This is a genomic window from Brevibacillus dissolubilis, from assembly GCF_006170445.1.
GTDB lineage: Bacteria > Bacillota > Bacilli > Brevibacillales > Brevibacillaceae > Brevibacillus_B > Brevibacillus_B dissolubilis.
On the sequence record NZ_VCNA01000001.1, the window covers coordinates 300,838 to 317,683 of the forward strand.

The 16,846-nt window shown below is 51.5% G+C and carries 12 protein-coding genes; 1 reads left to right on the plus strand and 11 read right to left on the minus strand.

All coding sequences use genetic code 11. The features are described from left to right. Nucleotide 1 precedes the first annotated feature (1 nt). The 6 genes from FGI41_RS00680 to FGI41_RS00705 all read right to left on the minus strand — a co-directional run bounded on the left by FGI41_RS00680 (nt 2) and on the right by FGI41_RS00705 (nt 9,196). Nucleotides 2-1,762, minus strand: coding sequence for a phage tail sheath subtilisin-like domain-containing protein (locus FGI41_RS00680; protein ID WP_139487986.1), 1,761 nt, complete (start codon nt 1,760-1,762; stop codon nt 2-4). Nucleotides 1,763-1,827: 65 nt separating this feature from the next. Next, entirely contained in the window at nt 1,828-2,631 is an 804-nt protein-coding gene (locus FGI41_RS00685) for a hypothetical protein (protein ID WP_139487987.1), read from the minus strand. Beyond that, on the minus strand, nt 2,628-3,209 hold the full coding sequence (locus FGI41_RS00690; protein ID WP_368656546.1) for a Pvc16 family protein: 582 nt from the start codon (nt 3,207-3,209) through the stop codon (nt 2,628-2,630). Before FGI41_RS00690 ends, FGI41_RS00685 begins: the two co-directional genes overlap by 4 nt. A 15-nt stretch (nt 3,210-3,224) precedes the next feature. Beyond that, on the minus strand, nt 3,225-5,474 hold the full coding sequence (locus FGI41_RS00695) for an AAA family ATPase (protein WP_139487989.1): 2,250 nt from the start codon (nt 5,472-5,474) through the stop codon (nt 3,225-3,227). 269 nt (nt 5,475-5,743) lie between these two features. Continuing rightward, nucleotides 5,744-7,180: a glycoside hydrolase family 1 protein gene (locus FGI41_RS00700; protein ID WP_139487990.1), complete on the minus strand. Its 1,437-nt coding sequence runs from the start codon at nt 7,178-7,180 to the stop codon at nt 5,744-5,746. A 267-nt stretch (nt 7,181-7,447) separates the two neighbouring features. Next, nucleotides 7,448-9,196, minus strand: a complete 1,749-nt coding sequence (locus FGI41_RS00705; protein WP_139487991.1) for a flavin monoamine oxidase family protein — start codon at nt 9,194-9,196, stop codon at nt 7,448-7,450. 397 nt (nt 9,197-9,593) lie between these two features. On the opposite strand from FGI41_RS00705, the gene FGI41_RS00715 reads away from it, so the two are divergent. Continuing rightward, entirely contained in the window at nt 9,594-10,037 is a 444-nt protein-coding gene (locus FGI41_RS00715; RefSeq protein ID WP_255298246.1) for a GNAT family N-acetyltransferase, read from the plus strand. An 80-nt stretch (nt 10,038-10,117) separates the two neighbouring features. On the opposite strand, the gene FGI41_RS00720 is transcribed toward FGI41_RS00715, so the two are convergent. From FGI41_RS00720 to FGI41_RS00740, 5 genes are all read right to left on the minus strand, one after another. Next, nucleotides 10,118-11,869 carry an HNH endonuclease gene (locus FGI41_RS00720; protein WP_139487993.1) on the minus strand — a complete coding sequence of 584 codons (1,752 nt, stop codon included), beginning with the start codon at nt 11,867-11,869 and terminating at the stop codon, nt 10,118-10,120. Between the two features lie 211 nt (nt 11,870-12,080). Beyond that, the gene (locus FGI41_RS00725; RefSeq protein ID WP_255298247.1) at nt 12,081-12,548 is read right to left on the minus strand and encodes a hypothetical protein; all 468 of its coding nucleotides are present in this window, start codon (nt 12,546-12,548) and stop codon (nt 12,081-12,083) included. 70 nt (nt 12,549-12,618) lie between these two features. Then, nucleotides 12,619-13,209, minus strand: a complete 591-nt coding sequence (locus FGI41_RS00730) for a hypothetical protein (protein WP_139487994.1) — start codon at nt 13,207-13,209, stop codon at nt 12,619-12,621. A gap of 219 nt (nt 13,210-13,428) precedes the next feature. Beyond that, on the minus strand, nt 13,429-14,649 hold the full coding sequence (locus tag FGI41_RS00735) for a flagellar hook-length control protein FliK (RefSeq protein ID WP_139487995.1): 1,221 nt from the start codon (nt 14,647-14,649) through the stop codon (nt 13,429-13,431). 471 nt (nt 14,650-15,120) lie between these two features. Continuing rightward, complete coding sequence (locus FGI41_RS00740; RefSeq protein WP_139487996.1) at nt 15,121-16,845, minus strand: glycerol-3-phosphate dehydrogenase/oxidase; 1,725 nt, start codon at nt 16,843-16,845, stop codon at nt 15,121-15,123. Nucleotide 16,846 lies beyond the last annotated feature (1 nt).

The window sequence follows — 16,846 nt, forward strand, 5'->3', positions numbered from 1 at the left end:
CCTACTGCTGTTCGTTGGTCTTCTGCGTAATCCGGAAAATCACAAACTCAGCAGGCTTCACCGGAGATACCCCAATCACGCAGATCAGCCGGCCATTGTCGATATCATCCTGTGTCATCGTGCTGCGTCCGATATTGATGTAAAAGGCTTCGCCCGGACTTGCCCCCATCAAGGCTCCATCACGCCAGACACGGGTCAAAAACGAATCGATCGTACGCTGGACACGCGCCCACAGCCGCTCATCATTTGGCTCAAACACGACCCAGTTCGTGCCGCGCTTGATCGATTCTTCGAGGAAAATAAACAATCTTCGGACGTTGATGTATTTCCACAGCCCATTGGAAGAGAGCGTGCGCGCGCCCCACACACGGATGCCCTGACCAGTAAAAGAGCGGATCAGGTTGACACCGCGCGGGTTAAGCAGGTCTTGCTCCCCTTTGTTGTATTGGCAATCAAGTCCGACGCAGGCGCGTACCACTTCATTGGCCGGTGCCTTGTGGACGCCACGGGTGTTGTCCGAGCGGGCATAGATCCCGATCATCGAGCCGGACGGTGGAATGTAGATATTACGCTTATCCAGCGGGTCAAACACCTGCAGCCATGGATTATACATCGCCGCATACTGTGTATCGAACATATTGCGGTGGGAGATGACATCCGCTACCTTTGTCTTTTCACGCGGGATATCCAGCACGGCAAAACGGCTGCGCAGATTCTCACAATGCGCCACAAGTGCCAGCTGTACGCTCGGCTCCGTCACACCTGGAATCGCCATGATGCTTACATCGTCATTGTCGATGAAAGATTGAATCCCGGTACGTTTGCCCGGCCCTTCATTGACGCCCATGTAGATGTCTGGTGTCACATTTTCCTGTGTACCGTCACTGCCGCCTGTAAGCCCGATCGCATAGGTCGCATCCTCGGTCGGCTCGCTGCCTGTGATCACTTGGAACGGATGGGTGATCGTCTCACCTGCTGCAGCAGTGCTGTTATCCGTCACGCGGATCAGGCTGGAGCGGCCCAGTTTTTTCACAATATGACTGGCTGCCGATGCATTGAACGAGACATGCTCATAGGTTTCGATCTGGTCGCGGAACACGACATCAACCGTGAATTCGCAGGTAGTCAAGAGCTTGGTCGGCAAAAGCTCCTTGTCCACGACCGCGTCATCGCCCTCCAGATGAGTTTCCAGTTCGATCACGTTGTCCTGTGCATGGACGACACGGCTGTACTGAACTTTTTCACCGTCAGAGAAAGCGACCACATCGCCCGCGTGGAAACCGGCCGAGGTCTTCACCTGATACAGCTTGGAGTCAGCCGCCGCGCCTTCGATCCCGAGAATCGGCGTTTTGGCCTTGCTGGATGGACGCACCGTCACCTTGAGCTGGTTGCCCCAGACGCCCGGATTTTTGGCGTAGACATGCAGCGGTATCGTTGCCGCTGTTTCCTCTGTGACATTGGCCGCCTCTTTGGCATCGGACGGGGCGACCCGCATGATGAACGCACGCGAACCACCGTTAATGAAGAAATGCTCCACCGCATAGGAGAGAAACCGATAGTCACCAAACGCTTTTTCCGACAGATACGAACCATAGATCTTGGAAAAATCAGCAAAGCTAGTCACCAATTCCGGAATCCCCACCACCGGCCCGCGCTCAGCCAGACCGATGAATCCCGCCGTACTGGTACTGACCCCTTCGAGCGGTACCGCACCACTGTCAAATTCTTCGACATACACCCCAGGAGATAAGTATTCTGCCATCTGTTTCCGAGCCCCCTGACACACTTCACGTCCGAGACCCAGCTCCCCACCTTTCTATTAAGAGATTACAAGCAAAAGCTCCCCAATGCCGTCATCGTGCCCTCTTCCACATCCACCTCCTTCACCTGTGCGGCCACCTCGATGATCACTTGAAAGCTTTTGCGTCTCGTAAACGGGAGATAAAGCGCCAGCTCCCCACGCTCGTCACTTCTCGTCCACGTGATCGGCAACAGCCACGTCCCACGTCGCCAGGGGGTAGACAGCGGGTCTTTCAGACGGTAGCTTCGCTCGCTGATCACTTCTGCAATCTCGCAGATTTCGCGGGGAGGCTCTCCCTCTTTGCCTACCAGCAAAAACCGGCTGCCAACCACCACGCCCCCCGTCCGTTGCATCAGCTCAACCCTCTCACGCGCATTCTCATCCGTATCCTGTGCCAGCCTCGCCTTGTAGCATTCAGGCGTGACGATGGTCGCCTGAGCCTCGATCCCTGCCACTCCTCTGCCTCTCGCATCACGTACAGACGCACGAATGATAGTCGCCCCCGCCGTATACGGATAACAGGGACGCGGCAACAACAGCCGATGTACAACCGGATTCAGCGGCTCCAACCCATCCATCTCCACCTCTATCACTTCATCGAGATAGATATCAGACTCAACCGTCACCTGCCATCTCCCCCGCTGGTCAGGCCCCGGCAGCCCGACGAACACGAAGCTGCCATCCGGCTTGCGTACAGGCTTGGCATCCCATCCGACCAGCCTCACCCTCAACTGCGGATCAGCAGGCGACCCACCCGTGTACGAGTCGATTAGACGCACGACAAACGAACAATGGGTCAACGTAACCTGACCAATCACGATCTCCATCATCTCGCCCCACCTCCGCCAGACAGCTGGTTGGACAAGACGCGGACCGTTCCCCTGCCCGCAGACAACGGATCAATATAGACAGGGCCGACCATCACATCGATAGAAGCTTTATATCCCGCGTTGGGAAAATTCCATAGTTTCGTGAGCGCTTCCAGCGACAAGGTCTGGGTGACGAGACGAAGTGCTTCCTGCGACTCGCCCAGCGAGCCTTGCAAGACCGACCCGCGAAGTGTCAAGGTATGTCCCAGCACCTGAATCACCCTGCCAAGCATCCGGTGTTCGTCCAGCATCCGGGTAGACAGATCAGAACTGGAATGCGCCGTGATTAGATAGTGCAGATTGACCGTCACAGGGGCATGTGCATAAGAAGCAGGGTCAGACGTATGCATCCGGCTCTGTCTCGCATCCGCATTCTCCTCGATCTGATAGAGAAAAATACTCAGGTTCAAATCCCCTTTATCCGCAGGAGACGCAAGCCCGATGTACTCCGGCTGCGTGATCGGCTCCGGCACCAGATACTCCCGCAGATATGTCATCAGGGTTAATCCGACATCAGCAATCGCGGTATAGTTGGCGATAGCACAACACCTCTATCACTGGAAAAAATCGCTCCACTCGTGGGTGAGCACGACTTTTCCCGATTTGGCTAACTCATGCTTGGCAGCGTGGATGATGTGAGACATACGGACAGGCTCTTGGGCCGCAGCGGCGAGGAAGGTGGCGGAGACGACGATATTTTTGATATGCCCCCCGGTCAGCTGGAATTTTTCAGCAAGGAGCGCAAAATCAATCGAATCATCAAGCGGGGTTTCTTCGGGGAAAAGGAAGCGCCAGATCTGTTCGCGGTATTCTGCATCGGGGAATGGAAATTTGATAATATAACTGATCCGCCGCAAAAACGCTTCGTCCACATTTTGCAGGAAATTGGTCGCAAGAACTGTGATGCCCTCGTACTCTTCCATCTTTTGCAAGAGATAGGAAGTCTCCAGATTGGCGTACTTGTCGTGCGAATCCTTCACCTCGGAGCGTTTGCCGAACAAGGCATCCATCTCATCGAAAAAGAGAATCGCCTGACTCGCACCTGCTTCGGCGAACACCTCATGCAGATGCTTTTCCGTCTCTCCGATGTACTTGCTGACAATCCTCGACAGGTCGATTTTGTAGATCTCCAGCCCCAGCTCGCGGGCAATCACCTCAGCGGACATCGTCTTCCCTGTGCCCGGAGGCCCGGCGAACAGCATGCTGATCCCCCTGCCGTACGACAGCTTGCGGTTAAATCCCCACTGATCGTAGACGATATGGCGGTATTTCACTTGGTTGCAGGCTTGGCGCAGCTGGTCCTTCTGGCTGTCGGGCAGGACGATATCCTCCCACGTATACCTTGGCGAAAGCTTGGTCGCCAGCCGCTGTAGCCTATGTTGGATTTGCTTATAACAGGACTGATGTACTTGTTCTAATCCTATTTTTCCATTGGTAGGAAAATACCACTTGTACAAATTTTTCGTAGAGAGCAAGGCATCACCGATCTGTCCCGGCGTAAAGCGGAAGGTACTGGCCAAGGAGCCGAAGTCAAGGTGTCCCGCGTCTAGCCCATACCCCTTGGCATATGTCTCCCAGACCAGCTTGCGCTCAGATTCTGTCGGATACGGCAGACTGACCTCCACACAGACCCGCTCCGGAAAAAACCGCCCGGCATGATGCGCCTTCTGCGATAACACTGCCAGCATACCGGGGTACTCCCGCAAGATTTCGGTAATAAGCGCCAGCTGCCTGACCGCCGACTCGCTCTCCGCAAGCAGCATCTCCAGCCTGTCTACACACAGAACCGCACGATGCAGCATCGCCTCCCGCACAACCTGCTCCAAAAGCGTGCGCAACGGACGGTCATCCTCCACCATCCGTTTTACATCGATGATGAGAAGCGGCAATCCGAGCGATTGGCAGAGATGCTTCATCTGAAGCTTTTTGCCTGATCCAAACGGGCCGGTGAGGGAAATCAGGACCGTTTCCTGACCAGCCATCATAAAAGCCAGCATCTGCTCCTGCACATCGGTGTGGATCAACAATGGTGGCAGGGACCGAGCATCGTCAGGATGCCTCAGGCTGGCAAACGCCGCAAGCCCTCCATACGTCCCCGCATGCCCTACCTTCCCATGCAGGAAAAAATGAACCATCCGCTCGTCCAGCCTAAGCACCCTTGAAAGCGACAGATGCCCGGACACTTGCTCCTCCCCTTTTTTCAGGAAAAAACGGGTGAGCTTGCCGCCCTCAGCAAACGACATCCGCGCCTCCATCATCTCGTGCGGAGTCTGGCAAAAAAGCCGCAGTGCCAAATCCACTGTCGGGTGCTTGATCGTGATATCGTCTTGCAGATAGCCGAACACTTTTTCATACTTGCGGTCGATCTCCACGGACAGGCACAGGAACAGGCAGGCTTGCTCGAACGCAGTCAGGCCGAATACCTCCGCGACATGCGGCAATGGGAGAGTGGTCGAGTCTTTTTGACTCCGTCCCAATCTGTTCTGCGCCAGTCTTGCCTGAATCTCCGCCTCCAATCTGACCCGCTCCGATACCAGCCACTCGATTTCGTGCAAAGTATCCTCTGAAACCTCTGTGCCCACATCGGACTGAGACTGGATCTGAGTCTGTGAACGGCGCAACAAACCCTCGATCTCCTCTGGAGTAACGATCAACCCACGGAACTGGTGAGAATCGTCCGCCGCCTCCCGATACGGGTCGAGCAAAAGCGACAGACGAATCATCAGATCAAGCAGCCTGCACTCGTCCTGGTAATGCTCCCACGAGCTTGTATATGGTTGGTAAACAGGAATAGAAGCAGGCAATGGTGATCCCCCCTGTTATGATCGGTTATACCTCATGCAATACCAAATGTATGGATCAATCTAAAAAAATAGACTGTTTCAACTTACCATTATTTTACATATCCATCCCCGTTTTACTAGACGCAAAAAAACCTCCAAACGTTTATACGTCAGAGGCTTTTCCACAAAAAAATACGAGACTCACTCATTCCATCCTGAGTGCGGCTATTCTGTTGGGGTTGTAGAACAGTTGATATCCAGAGGAACGATCATTTCCCACCCTCAGGAGACTAGAGGTTCTCCCCGTTCGTCCGAATGACGTCCTGATACCAATAAAAGCTTTTCTTCTTAATTCGTCTCAAATCTCGTTCATCCGTCTCATCACGATTGACATAGACAAATCCATACCGTTTTTGGTACCCATTTAACCAGCTTAACAGATCGGTAAATGACCAGCTGCAATATCCAATCAGATCCACACCGTCATGAATAGCCTGCTTACACTGTTCTAGGTGGGAACGGAGATACTCAATCCGATAATCATCATGAACCGTATCATTCTCTTCCAGACGGTCAAACTCGCCCAGACCATTTTCCGTGATGAAGACCGGGAGCTGATATCGGCTGGTAATACGTCGCATCCCTACCCGTAGACCGATGGGATCGATCGCCCAATCCCAGTTGGACGTTTCTAAGTGGGGATTACGCATGGTCTTATACAATCCGGGTACACCTGTTTCTTCCCCGCTGCCTTTTTTCCCCGTACTGTTAAATCTGCCTTCTGCCACACCATCAAGCGGATTGAACTCGTAGGTAATCGTCTGATAATAGTTGATCCCTACAAAATCAGGTCTTCCTTTTTGGAGTAATTCCAGGTCACCTTCCTGTATGGTAGGGGCCAGACCTTGCTCCAATAGATACCGGTACGGGATTTGCGGATATATACCCCAGCAGTAGACATCCAGCCACCAGTGGTTTGTGAATTCCTCGGCATTTTCATATGCCAAGATATCCTTTGGATCGCTGGTTAGCGGATACGCTGGAGAATAAGCAAAGCTGGGGCCGATTTTTCCATCCGGCACATATGTACGGAAGGACTCAATCGCCTTCGCATTGGCCAGAAAAGCAATATGGTTCGCTTCATAGAATCGTTTGCGATCTTGGACACCTGGTGGGTGCAAGGCGGTGATAAAACCATGATGCGTGTTATAGTTCTGTTCATTTAAGGAAACCCAGTATTTCACACGATCGCCAAACCGCTTATATAGGGTGATACAGTTGTTGTTGAAGTCGTCGATAATCTGTCTGGACTCCCAAGCCCCATATTCCTCTACCAACGCGTATGGGACATCCCAATGGTACAGAGTCAGTACCGGCTCAATCTGATGCGCCAAAAGCTCATTGATCAGATCATCATAGAATTGCAGCCCGGCCTCATTCACTTCGCCTTTTCCTTGTGGATAGATGCGGGGCCAGCTGACAGAGAATCGATATGCTTTGAGACCCATCTGTGCCATGAGTGCAATATCTTCCTTATAACGGTGGTAATGATCTACCGCCACATCCCCATTCGATCCCATGTAGGTCTTCCCCGGGATTTTGGTAAACACATCCCACACAGAAGGCCCCTTGCCATCCTCATCCCAAGCCCCTTCTACCTGATAGGCGGCCGATGCTGATCCCCATAGAAAATGTGTCGGAAATGACGTTAACTCCTTATGAATCATGCTGTTCACTCCTGTTTTTCGTTATGATCATCCGTCTTTCCTACCACCCACCTGATCCACTCTCCGTATCATTTCCCTCATCAAATAGGCTTCCTCCGTCTCAGGAATGGACAAGCCCTCATGCGTGATGCCACATGTCCCTCCAAACAGTTTATCCGCATTATCGTCAGATAACATCTTGGACAAAAGAAAAAGAGGCGCTCCTCACGCGGAACACCTCTCGGACTGATCACTCTACCGTCCGTATATGACAACTCATTTACCGTCTTACCAGCCCAGATAGTAGTTTTTATCGAGCCAAGTAGGCCAGTTCAAGCCAAAATGGTCTTGCAGCATATGCTCTGCCACGCAGAACGCCCCTTCTACCCAGCCCTGCTGATCAGAGTAGGCCTCACCGCATATGTAAACCGATTCGTTCTCATACGGTTTGCGCATATATTTCATCACGTCTTTGACCGAATATCCAGCTTTCCACGCATGGTAGCCGCCGCCGTAAGGATCAAGCGTCCAATCCTTGTACCATGTCACATACGGCTCAGGGATCTTCATATCTTCACCATGAAGCTCACGAAGCTGCTCCATCACTTCTGCCACCATGACCTTGGAAGCCTGCACATCCTGCAGGGCATTTACCGCTGTCAGGGAGGTAAGCTCGGTTGGACGTGGCTGGAATTTCTCTTTTGCGTTGGCAAGAACCTCCCAGAATGGGATTGTTCGCATGTCGTTGTAGCTGGATAAGAATAAGGAATGCGAGTTTTCAGGATCTACCCCGAAGTAGTAGCACTGGCGCATCGGCAAATCAGTGATTGAATGGCCTGCGGTCGCGCCAAAGTCCTCTTTCCACCACGGATATTCGAAGCCCATGAGAATTTTGAAGGATGGTTCCATAATAACGGATTGCATGTTATCTTGCAGTTCCGTATTTTCATAGCAGTTGAAAAAGAAATTACGCTGCTCCAGCAATTCCAGCGAACGTCTTGGCATTCCCAAAATAATATGGTTGGCATACACTTTCCAGGTTGTCTTCGATTGCAGATTCAAAAACTCCAATTCGTAACGATAGTTGCCATTGGTTGTCTTACTGAAGGTAATGAGCTGGTTTTGCGCCCAGATCGTATTTTCCGGCTGTTGCAGATACGCCTTAGCCAGTGCGTAAGCGATCTGATCATACCCGCCTTCGATTGTCCGGTAGGCAACGCTTGCATCGGAGAAATCACCGACCATGTAAGGGAAAGCCTCTGCCGCGTTCCAGTTGATCGTATTCGAAAAATATCCGCCTGCGTCAGCGAGGAAGTTGTAGCCTTCTTGGGAGACCCGGTCCTTGATCAGGCTCCAAAACCCGATATCGTTGACCTTCATTCCGTTGTACGGGCCTTCGAAGCAATAGGTCAGATTAGGCTTGATGTCATCCCACTCTTCGCTCGTCAGCTGGAATTCGTATTCGTATGGACTTGGATGACCCACTTTGTCCTGATACTTCTCAACAAACCAAGGATCAGCCATCAAAACATCATACACGACCTTGTTAAAGAGTTGATCCGCGCTGTAGCCGATATCATCTTCATTGAGCTGGTACCGTGTGATGAAGGTTTCACCATTCTTCTGGGCTTCCTCCCATGCGTTGAGACGGGTTCTTTGCTTGCGGAAGTAACCGAAATGGTTCGCATCATCACCCATTGGAAAATCAACATGGCTGAGCCAGTCGGAGAACACATCTTCGATCAGCGTCGTTACAATCTGCTGGGACGTCATGTAACGCATACCTCCCAGCTCGCCGGAAATCGACATACCCGGAAGCGTCACCGATTCCAATCGACCGGCAATGCGATCACTCATATCGAAGATCTGAACACTTCCCGCCGGATAGCTTTTGCCTGTGCTGGTGGTACCTTCCATCATACGATAGGCGGAGTACAATCCGGATACCCCTGCTCCAATTATCGCAACTTCCACTTCCAGACCGTCCTGAAAGCCTGTATTCAGTCGAATATCTCTTACATCTGTAGATTGACTCATTTATTTGATTACCCCTTCGCGTGTGATTTTGAAATGTGAAATATCATACGGGTCCACATGCATTGCCTCACCGATCTAATGGAATGGATATAACATAACTATATCCATTCGAGTAGTCATATGACTATTGACCCAAGTCATCATTTTCTCCGCGGGAAATCAGTCCCAAACATTAAGGCGTCTAGGTTCACCGGATAAGTGGAGCGTATAGCATGTTCTCCTTCAAGTTCAACCCTACCAAAATTCATAAACTCTTCTTGCAAAGGAGTCTAAATGAGATCTATCTTCTGAACAACCCCGCTTGACGTTAAACCGAATCGCTCTCATCGAAAATGTGCTTACGAAACGATTCAAATTCTCCGAACCCTTTTTCTTCCGTGCTCATGAGCCGGGTGACATGGGCTGGATTGTTCATAAACACGGCGTTCTCTATTCACAGGAGTATGGTTGGGACGAACGTTTTGAAGCTCTTGTTTCGCAAATTGCGGCTGATTTTATAAACAACTATCATCCTCAAAAAGAACGGTGCTGGATCGCTGAAATGAATGGAGAAGTTGTAGGATCTGTCCTGATCGTGCAAGAAAGTGAAGCGGTTGCTAAGCTCCGTCTACTCTTGGTTGATCCTAAGGCTCGTGGGTTGGGACTTGGCACACGGCTCACTGAAGAAGCCATTCGCTTTGCTAAGCGAACAGGATATGAAAAGATCGTATTATGGACGAATCGTGTACTCAAGGAAGCCAGACACATCTACGAAAAGTTAGGATTTAAACTGATAGCTGAAGAAAAACATAACAGCTTTGGTCATGAACTTGTCGGAGAAACTTGGGAGTTAACCCTTTGATATATGTTTTTTGCCTACACGTAAAAAGAGATGCTCCTCCTCTGGGAACATCTCTTTTCTTTATAAATCTCTTCTTCGGCTTACTCGCCCGTATATTTATTCTCACGGTGCCAGCGAAGATATGCTTTTTGTCCCTCTGTCGCTTTGATGCGGGGACTTGTATCATCAATGAAGTAACCCAATGATTCCTCATCCAGCTGTGGAGAGATGATGGTAGCCCCATCGTCAGCAAAAGCAAGCCGACCCTGATCAAATAACGCGTAATGATTGTGGCACAGCAAAAGGCCGTTATCCACATCGGAACGCTCTTGGTCGCTTGATTCGCTCCACGGCTTGATATGCGTGGCCACCAGCAGATGCTCATTGGCAATCGCACACAGCTTGCAATTCGCTTCCACGGACATGAGCTGCTGTTTAAAGGAAGACTGGCTGATTCGATGCTTGATCAGCAGCTCTTTTTCAGCGGGAGTGATCTCCGTGCTGTCGATGGCAGGCTGGTCAGGTGCAGTGAGCGCTTCTTGGACATCTGCAATGTTCGGAGTGTCCTGAGCGGATGGCAGCTCCGTAGCAGACTCGGTCACAGATACCGCTTGGGCAGTTTCCACTGGCGTTGGTGCCGATTCGGCGATAATTGCCGAGATCACGGACTCATCTGCCCGCTCCGGTTCAGCTGTGTCTGCTGTAGTGGCAGCCTCCCCTTCGTCGGAAGCGGCTTCTCGGACATCCGCAGGCGTAGAAATGATCGCCGAGATGTGACTCTCGTCAGCTGTTTTCTGTACAGCTACGCTATCGTTGACATCGTTCATTCCAGCGGCTACAGTATCTGCTACTGCCTCCGTTACTGGAACAGTCGTTGTCGTCACATCCGTTGCTGATTCAGTTGCAGCTGCATTCGGAGACATTGCCTCCGCGCTCTGAACTGGAGTTGGGTCACTCTGCTCCGGCTGATTTGTCTGCTCTTGCTGACCAACCTGATCCTGCCCCTCTGCCCGTCCGGCATCCTCCGCTCCCCCGTCCGCATCCTTCTGCGCAAAAACCGTCTGATACAGCGCCTTCAATCCCTCCAACGGCTCATTCTCCCACTGTTCCCCATTCGCCGGGTCTGGTCTGAAATGAACCATCGAGATATCGTTGAGGCTCGCATTCGGATTATGCTCGAACAGCATCTGCATCACCCGTTTTTTCGATGGGTTGAGCAGCTGTTTGGAGGTGGTGTGCTTCAAGGTCACCTTATCAACGATCTTGTGATTCTCAAGCAAAATCACTTGATAACGGAACGGACCAGCCTCGTTTGTTTCCCAGAATCTTTTTACGGTCAACAAATGATATACCGTGTCGCGATCCTTCACATACAGCTTGCGGGTAAGGCCCCGTTGCAGCATTTCATCAACGGTCTCGTCCTTCGCAGCTTTGGTCTTCGTACCAGTTTTCGTCTGTTGCTTGGCAGCCCGCTCCGGCTTTGGCTTCGTGATCTTGGGCAGCTCCACCAAAAAATCGTCCCAGCCTTCATAAGCAAAAACCTGGTCCCTCTGCTCTTCATAAAAAGGGACCCACTGGCTGCCCGGCAAATTGGGATGTCCCATCTCATCAGCGATTCTCGTAAAAAAAAGCTCGCTCGGTAAATGTGTCGTCTGCGTCAGCACGATCGATGACAAAGGCGGCCGGTTGCTGCGGATGCATCTCATCGAAATCTCCGACACCGGCTCGTTCAGGCCTTGTGGGCTGACGGCTCCCCCCAGGGATTTACTGAGCTGACCATACTCAATCGTTTTCTGGTCTTTCGCGGACTGAATAAGAATCGTGCTGATTCGATGCAAGAGTTTCTCGTTCATGGAATCGCTCTCCTCCTATTCGCTGTACATTTCATGTTACGCATATGAGCGTCGATTGATCATAACCATAACCCGTATTTTGTGAATCTCATGGTTCTGCCCGGACCTGCCAATCCGCAAAAAGGTTGCTTCCTGTCACTGTTCCGCGCTTACACCCAACTGCTTTAGCTTGCCCAAACCATTCCTTCTTCAAAACGTTTTTCCGGCAGAATCATCCATGTTTTCGTCCCGTCAACACGAACCGTTTCGCCGTCGTCCGAATTCCTTTTTCCGTCTGATTCGCCGCGATGAATTCCATCAGCCGGTCAACATCACCGTCGACCTCACCAAAGTGCGGGATGATCGGCGTATGCTTCAAAAGAAAAATCAAGTCCTTTGGCGACTGATAATATTCGGTCACGGTGTATTCAAGCGCTTCCAATTCAAGGAAGCCGACTTTCTGCATGTCCTCCATGCAGGTCGCTAGCAATTGACCGTCCGGCACTCCATAAGACTGGCCTCGACCAAAAGCCTCCTTCAGATTCTGCTTATCCGACTCGGCCACCTGCTGTGTCAGGAAGAGGCCGCCACTTTGGAGCACCCGGAACACCTGACCCGCGTCAAAAGGACAATGCCCGCTCAAACAGGTCTGGGTGATTCCCTTCTGACGTGCATTTGATTTTATGAAAGTCCCAGCCATTTTGGAATCCTATTGCCTGATAAAATTGCTCATAATCAAAATCGAATGAGTTCACTACTGCTGCCCCTCCTTATTGGATTGGCATAAAGCTTACTTTCCAGACACCTTGGCTGTTTTGGCGCATCTGAAAGCCGATGAATTCACCGTTCTCCGCCGGGATCTTGAGATATCCCGTTGCTTTGGATGTGTGGATGAATTCGGGTTGATCTACCTCTGCATAAAAAGGAAGAAGCGGATTTGCCGATTGATCAGTCTTTTGTGCCTGCAGATGCTCTTCCCGGCTCCATCGGACGTACTCTGGGTCATCTATGTACAATTCATATTGCGTTTCCCAATCGTTGGCCTGTTCGGCATGCAGATACAGCTTCGCTATCGTAAGCGGTGCCGCCTGCTTCAGCACAAGGTCATCGTAATGGGAGGTAAGAAAAGCTTCGTATAGGCTGTTCTCTTCTTCTGTCAGATGCAGCATGCCTTTGGATACATGCTGATCCTTACCGGGGGTCACAAGCTGTTCCTGAGAAGCACTAGGTGTTGCCTCTGCTGCAGTTGATTGTAGCTGTACTTGGCTGGTGTTCTGCTGGACGGTCTCCTCCGAACAAGCCGAAATCAACGTCGACAGCACAACCGTACCAAGCAGGAGAGACGGTTTGACAGCTTTCAAAAGAATCACCTCAGGAAGTTAAGACGCAACAGCAGAAAAATGGTTTCACAAAAAAACGGGGGTAACTCCAAAATAGTAGCATAAAAAAGAAGCCTTCACCACCAATTGATATAATCAATTCTGCGCAGAAAAGCCAGATAAAAAAATAGGAGCCTGGCAGTCTGCCAAGCCCAAAATTTTGTTTCGTGTAAGTGAATTTTTGGTCTGCAAAGAAACGGTCTACAGCGCAATGTCGATGTTCCCTCGTGTCTTAGCTGCAGACCCCTGTGTGCCCTGCGCGGTCTGTATTGCGGCATCAAAAGTGCTCTCTGCTGTCTCATTCTGTTGATTCTGATTCTGCTGTTGCTGTTGGGATTGCTCACGAGCCTGCTCCCGTTGGCTGTTCATATCGAATCCTTGCTGCTGTTGGTGGTTTTGTGGCTGATGGGTTACTTCCAGCTTGTCTACATTGAGCCCCTGCTGGACGAGTGCGGTACGGAGCTGGGAAAGCTGGTTGTCGATGATGTCTTTGCTCGCCGCATTATCTGCGACGAAGTGAGCGGTGATCAGACCATTCTCCACGGTGATTTTGACATTGACCTGACCCAGTGCCTGTGGATGCAGGATCAGCTTCGTCTCGGTGACACCATTCAAGCCCGCGATCTTCATCTGACGGACAAATACATCTGACACCTCATGCCCAAACTGTGCGGCACGGACGGTGTATCCTTGTGCGGCTTGCAGTCCGGAGTTGTTGGCAGATGAATGGGATGAAGACAGGTTGACTGCCGTGCCGTTGGTGATCTGCTGTGTGTCCTCGGTCCCTTCTGCGCCAGTGCCCGCTTGATTGACACCCTGTTGTTTGTCAGAAAGCATCTCGGTCTGGTACATGGACAATGCATGGTGGACACGCATGGTTTGAATCGGAGTGACACCTTGCTGCTGTTCTTCTGTGTTCGCCTGTGTCATCTGTATGTGGATAGGGGCCAGCACTTTGCCTTCCCATGGACCCTGCGCTTTTTTCACGAGATTTTTTAATGCCTGCAGGAAGTCATTGGCTTGATGGGCCGTCAGCTCTTGGAGTTGCTGTGGGCTAAGCTGTTGCAGCTGCTCCAGCAATGGCGTAAGCTTCGAGGCAAGGTTCAGACCTGTTTTACCATCGAGCAGAGCTGCTGCGTAATCCTGTACCTGCTCCTGTTGGAGTGGATTGAGCTGATCGGTCCCTTGCAGCATAGAGCCCAGCATCGCCATAAGCTCTTCCAAGCCTTGCAGGTCTTCTGGGTTGATCTCCTTCGGCAGTTCTGGCAACAGTTCCGCCTGTTCGAGCAGGAGCAGCGCATTGCCGATCTGCGAAGCAAACATACCCTGAATTGCTTCATTCCCGGTAGCTGTGGACGTCAGGTTCGGATTGGCAGACCCTGTTTTGCTTTGGATTTGCCCCTTTAGTTGAGATACATTCATATCCTCACTTCCCTTTGACTTTGAATGGTTGTGGCTATAACAGCAGGGTTATTGGTTTTTTTACGAATCTGGGCAACGATTTGATAGATGTGGAGAAATCTTTGTATTTTTAATTACAGTGAAAAAATTGTACCTATGTTCATTTCCCACTCTGGTGTTTGTTTAATCTGTTTTTTTCTGGCATGGGGGTGGGGAGAGAGGAAGAGGAGCATCTGTCTTCCAGTCGCCTTTCCCTCACGTTGTTCGGCCGGTCTTCTTACAGACAGATGCTCCTCTTCCTCTCTGCGGTGGTATGGGGATGGAAAGATAAAAGACAAATGAAAAAAGACTGCGAGAGGTTTCTCGGCAGTCTTTTGCTTGGAGTTTTGTTGTAGTTTCCTTGTAGTTTTAGTTTCCTGCATGTTTTGGGATTAAACGATCGTTTAACTTTTTTTTATTTATGGCAGAGTGAGACTCTTAGGTGTATTCGTATTACATCGCATTGGAAAAACGGTTGCTCTCATCCTGTGGGACGACGGCGTCGTAGAGGTGCATGTCGAGTTCGCGGAGGTGCGCTTCGCGTTCGGATTGGGTCCAGTTGAGGTAGTGGCTCATGAAGTCGATGACTGGGAGTTTCCAGGTCTGTACCCAGGCGATATCGAAAAAGAGTGCCCCGGTACGTCTAATGAAGAAATCGATTGGCTTGACGGTCATTTCGGACTCGATGGCGTAGATCAGAGAGGCGTAGAGGTCGGCTGGGAGTCCGTGGGTGTCCACTTTTCCGCCTTCGCGTTGCTGTGCTTTATTTTTCTGGTTGCTTGGCAGGTAGCGGTAGACCTCTTCGGTGTTGGAGCCGTAGAGGCGAACCAGTTTTTCGGCCTGTTGGGAGGTGAGTCCGTAGCTGATGCCTTCTTTTGTTTTGCGGGCGACGAAGGCTTCGTAATAGGCCGAGCCGCCTACATCGCCGCCGGAGATCGGGAGGTGTTTGGTGCGGCATGGGGAGAAATGGCCTTGCCCTGCTTCCGCGAGCAGTTTGGAGACCAGATCGACGACCATCTCGGCCATTTTGCGGTACCCAGTCAGCTTGCCTCCGGCGATCGTGATCAGTCCGGACGGGGATTGCCAGATTTCATCCTTGCGCGAGATTTCGGAGGCGCTTTTGCCTTCTTCGGAGATCAGCGGGCGTACACCGGCCCAGCTGGACTCGACATCTGCTTCCGTGATTTTGACCGTTGGAAACATGAAATTAATCGCATCGAGCACATATTGACGATCCGCTTTGGTCATGCGCGGATGGGAGGTATCCTCTTGGAAAAAGGTATCGGTCGTGCCCACATACGTCTTTTCACCGCGCGGGATGGCGAACACCATGCGCTTGTCAGGCGTGTCAAAATAGATCGCCTGCTGCAGCGGGAACCGCTTGCGGTCGATGACGAGGTGGATCCCTTTGGTCAGCTGCAGGGTTTTGCCTTTTTTGGAGCCGTCCAGTTCACGCAGCTTGTCGACCCATGGGCCTGTGGCATTGACGATTTTTTTGGCATTCACCTGATACGTCTTGCCGTCGAACATATCCTTGACCAGAACTCCTGTAATCAGGCCATGATCATACAGCAGCTCTTCCGCTTTGGCGTAGTTGATCGCTGTTGCCCCGTGTGACACAGCGGCCTTCATCACTTCGATGGTCAGACGCGCATCATCTGTGCGGTATTCCACATAGTAGCCGCCGCCCAAGAGACCTTGTTGTTTGAGCAGTGGCTCCTTGGCAAGTGTCGTCTGTATATTCAGCATTTGGCGTCTTTCCTGGCTTTTCACACCTGCCAGATAATCGTAGACGCGCAGACCCACCGAGGTGCTGAACTTGCCGAACGTTCCGCCTTGGTGGATCGGCAGCAGCATCCATTCCGGGGTCGTGACGTGCGGTCCGTTTTCATACACGATCGCACGCTCCTTGCCGACCTCTGCCACCATGCCTACTTCGAATTGCTTCAGGTAGCGAAGCCCGCCATGTACCAGCTTGGTGGATCGGCTGGATGTCCCCGCCGCAAAATCCTGCATCTCGATCAAAGCCGTCTTCATCCCACGGGTCGCCGCATCCAGCGCGATCCCCGCTCCGGTAATCCCCCCGCCGATGACTAAGAGATCATAGGTGATGGTCTGCATCTGCTCCAGCATTTCACTGCGGTTTTTGCTTGAAAATGTTGATGTTTGGGTTGTCATG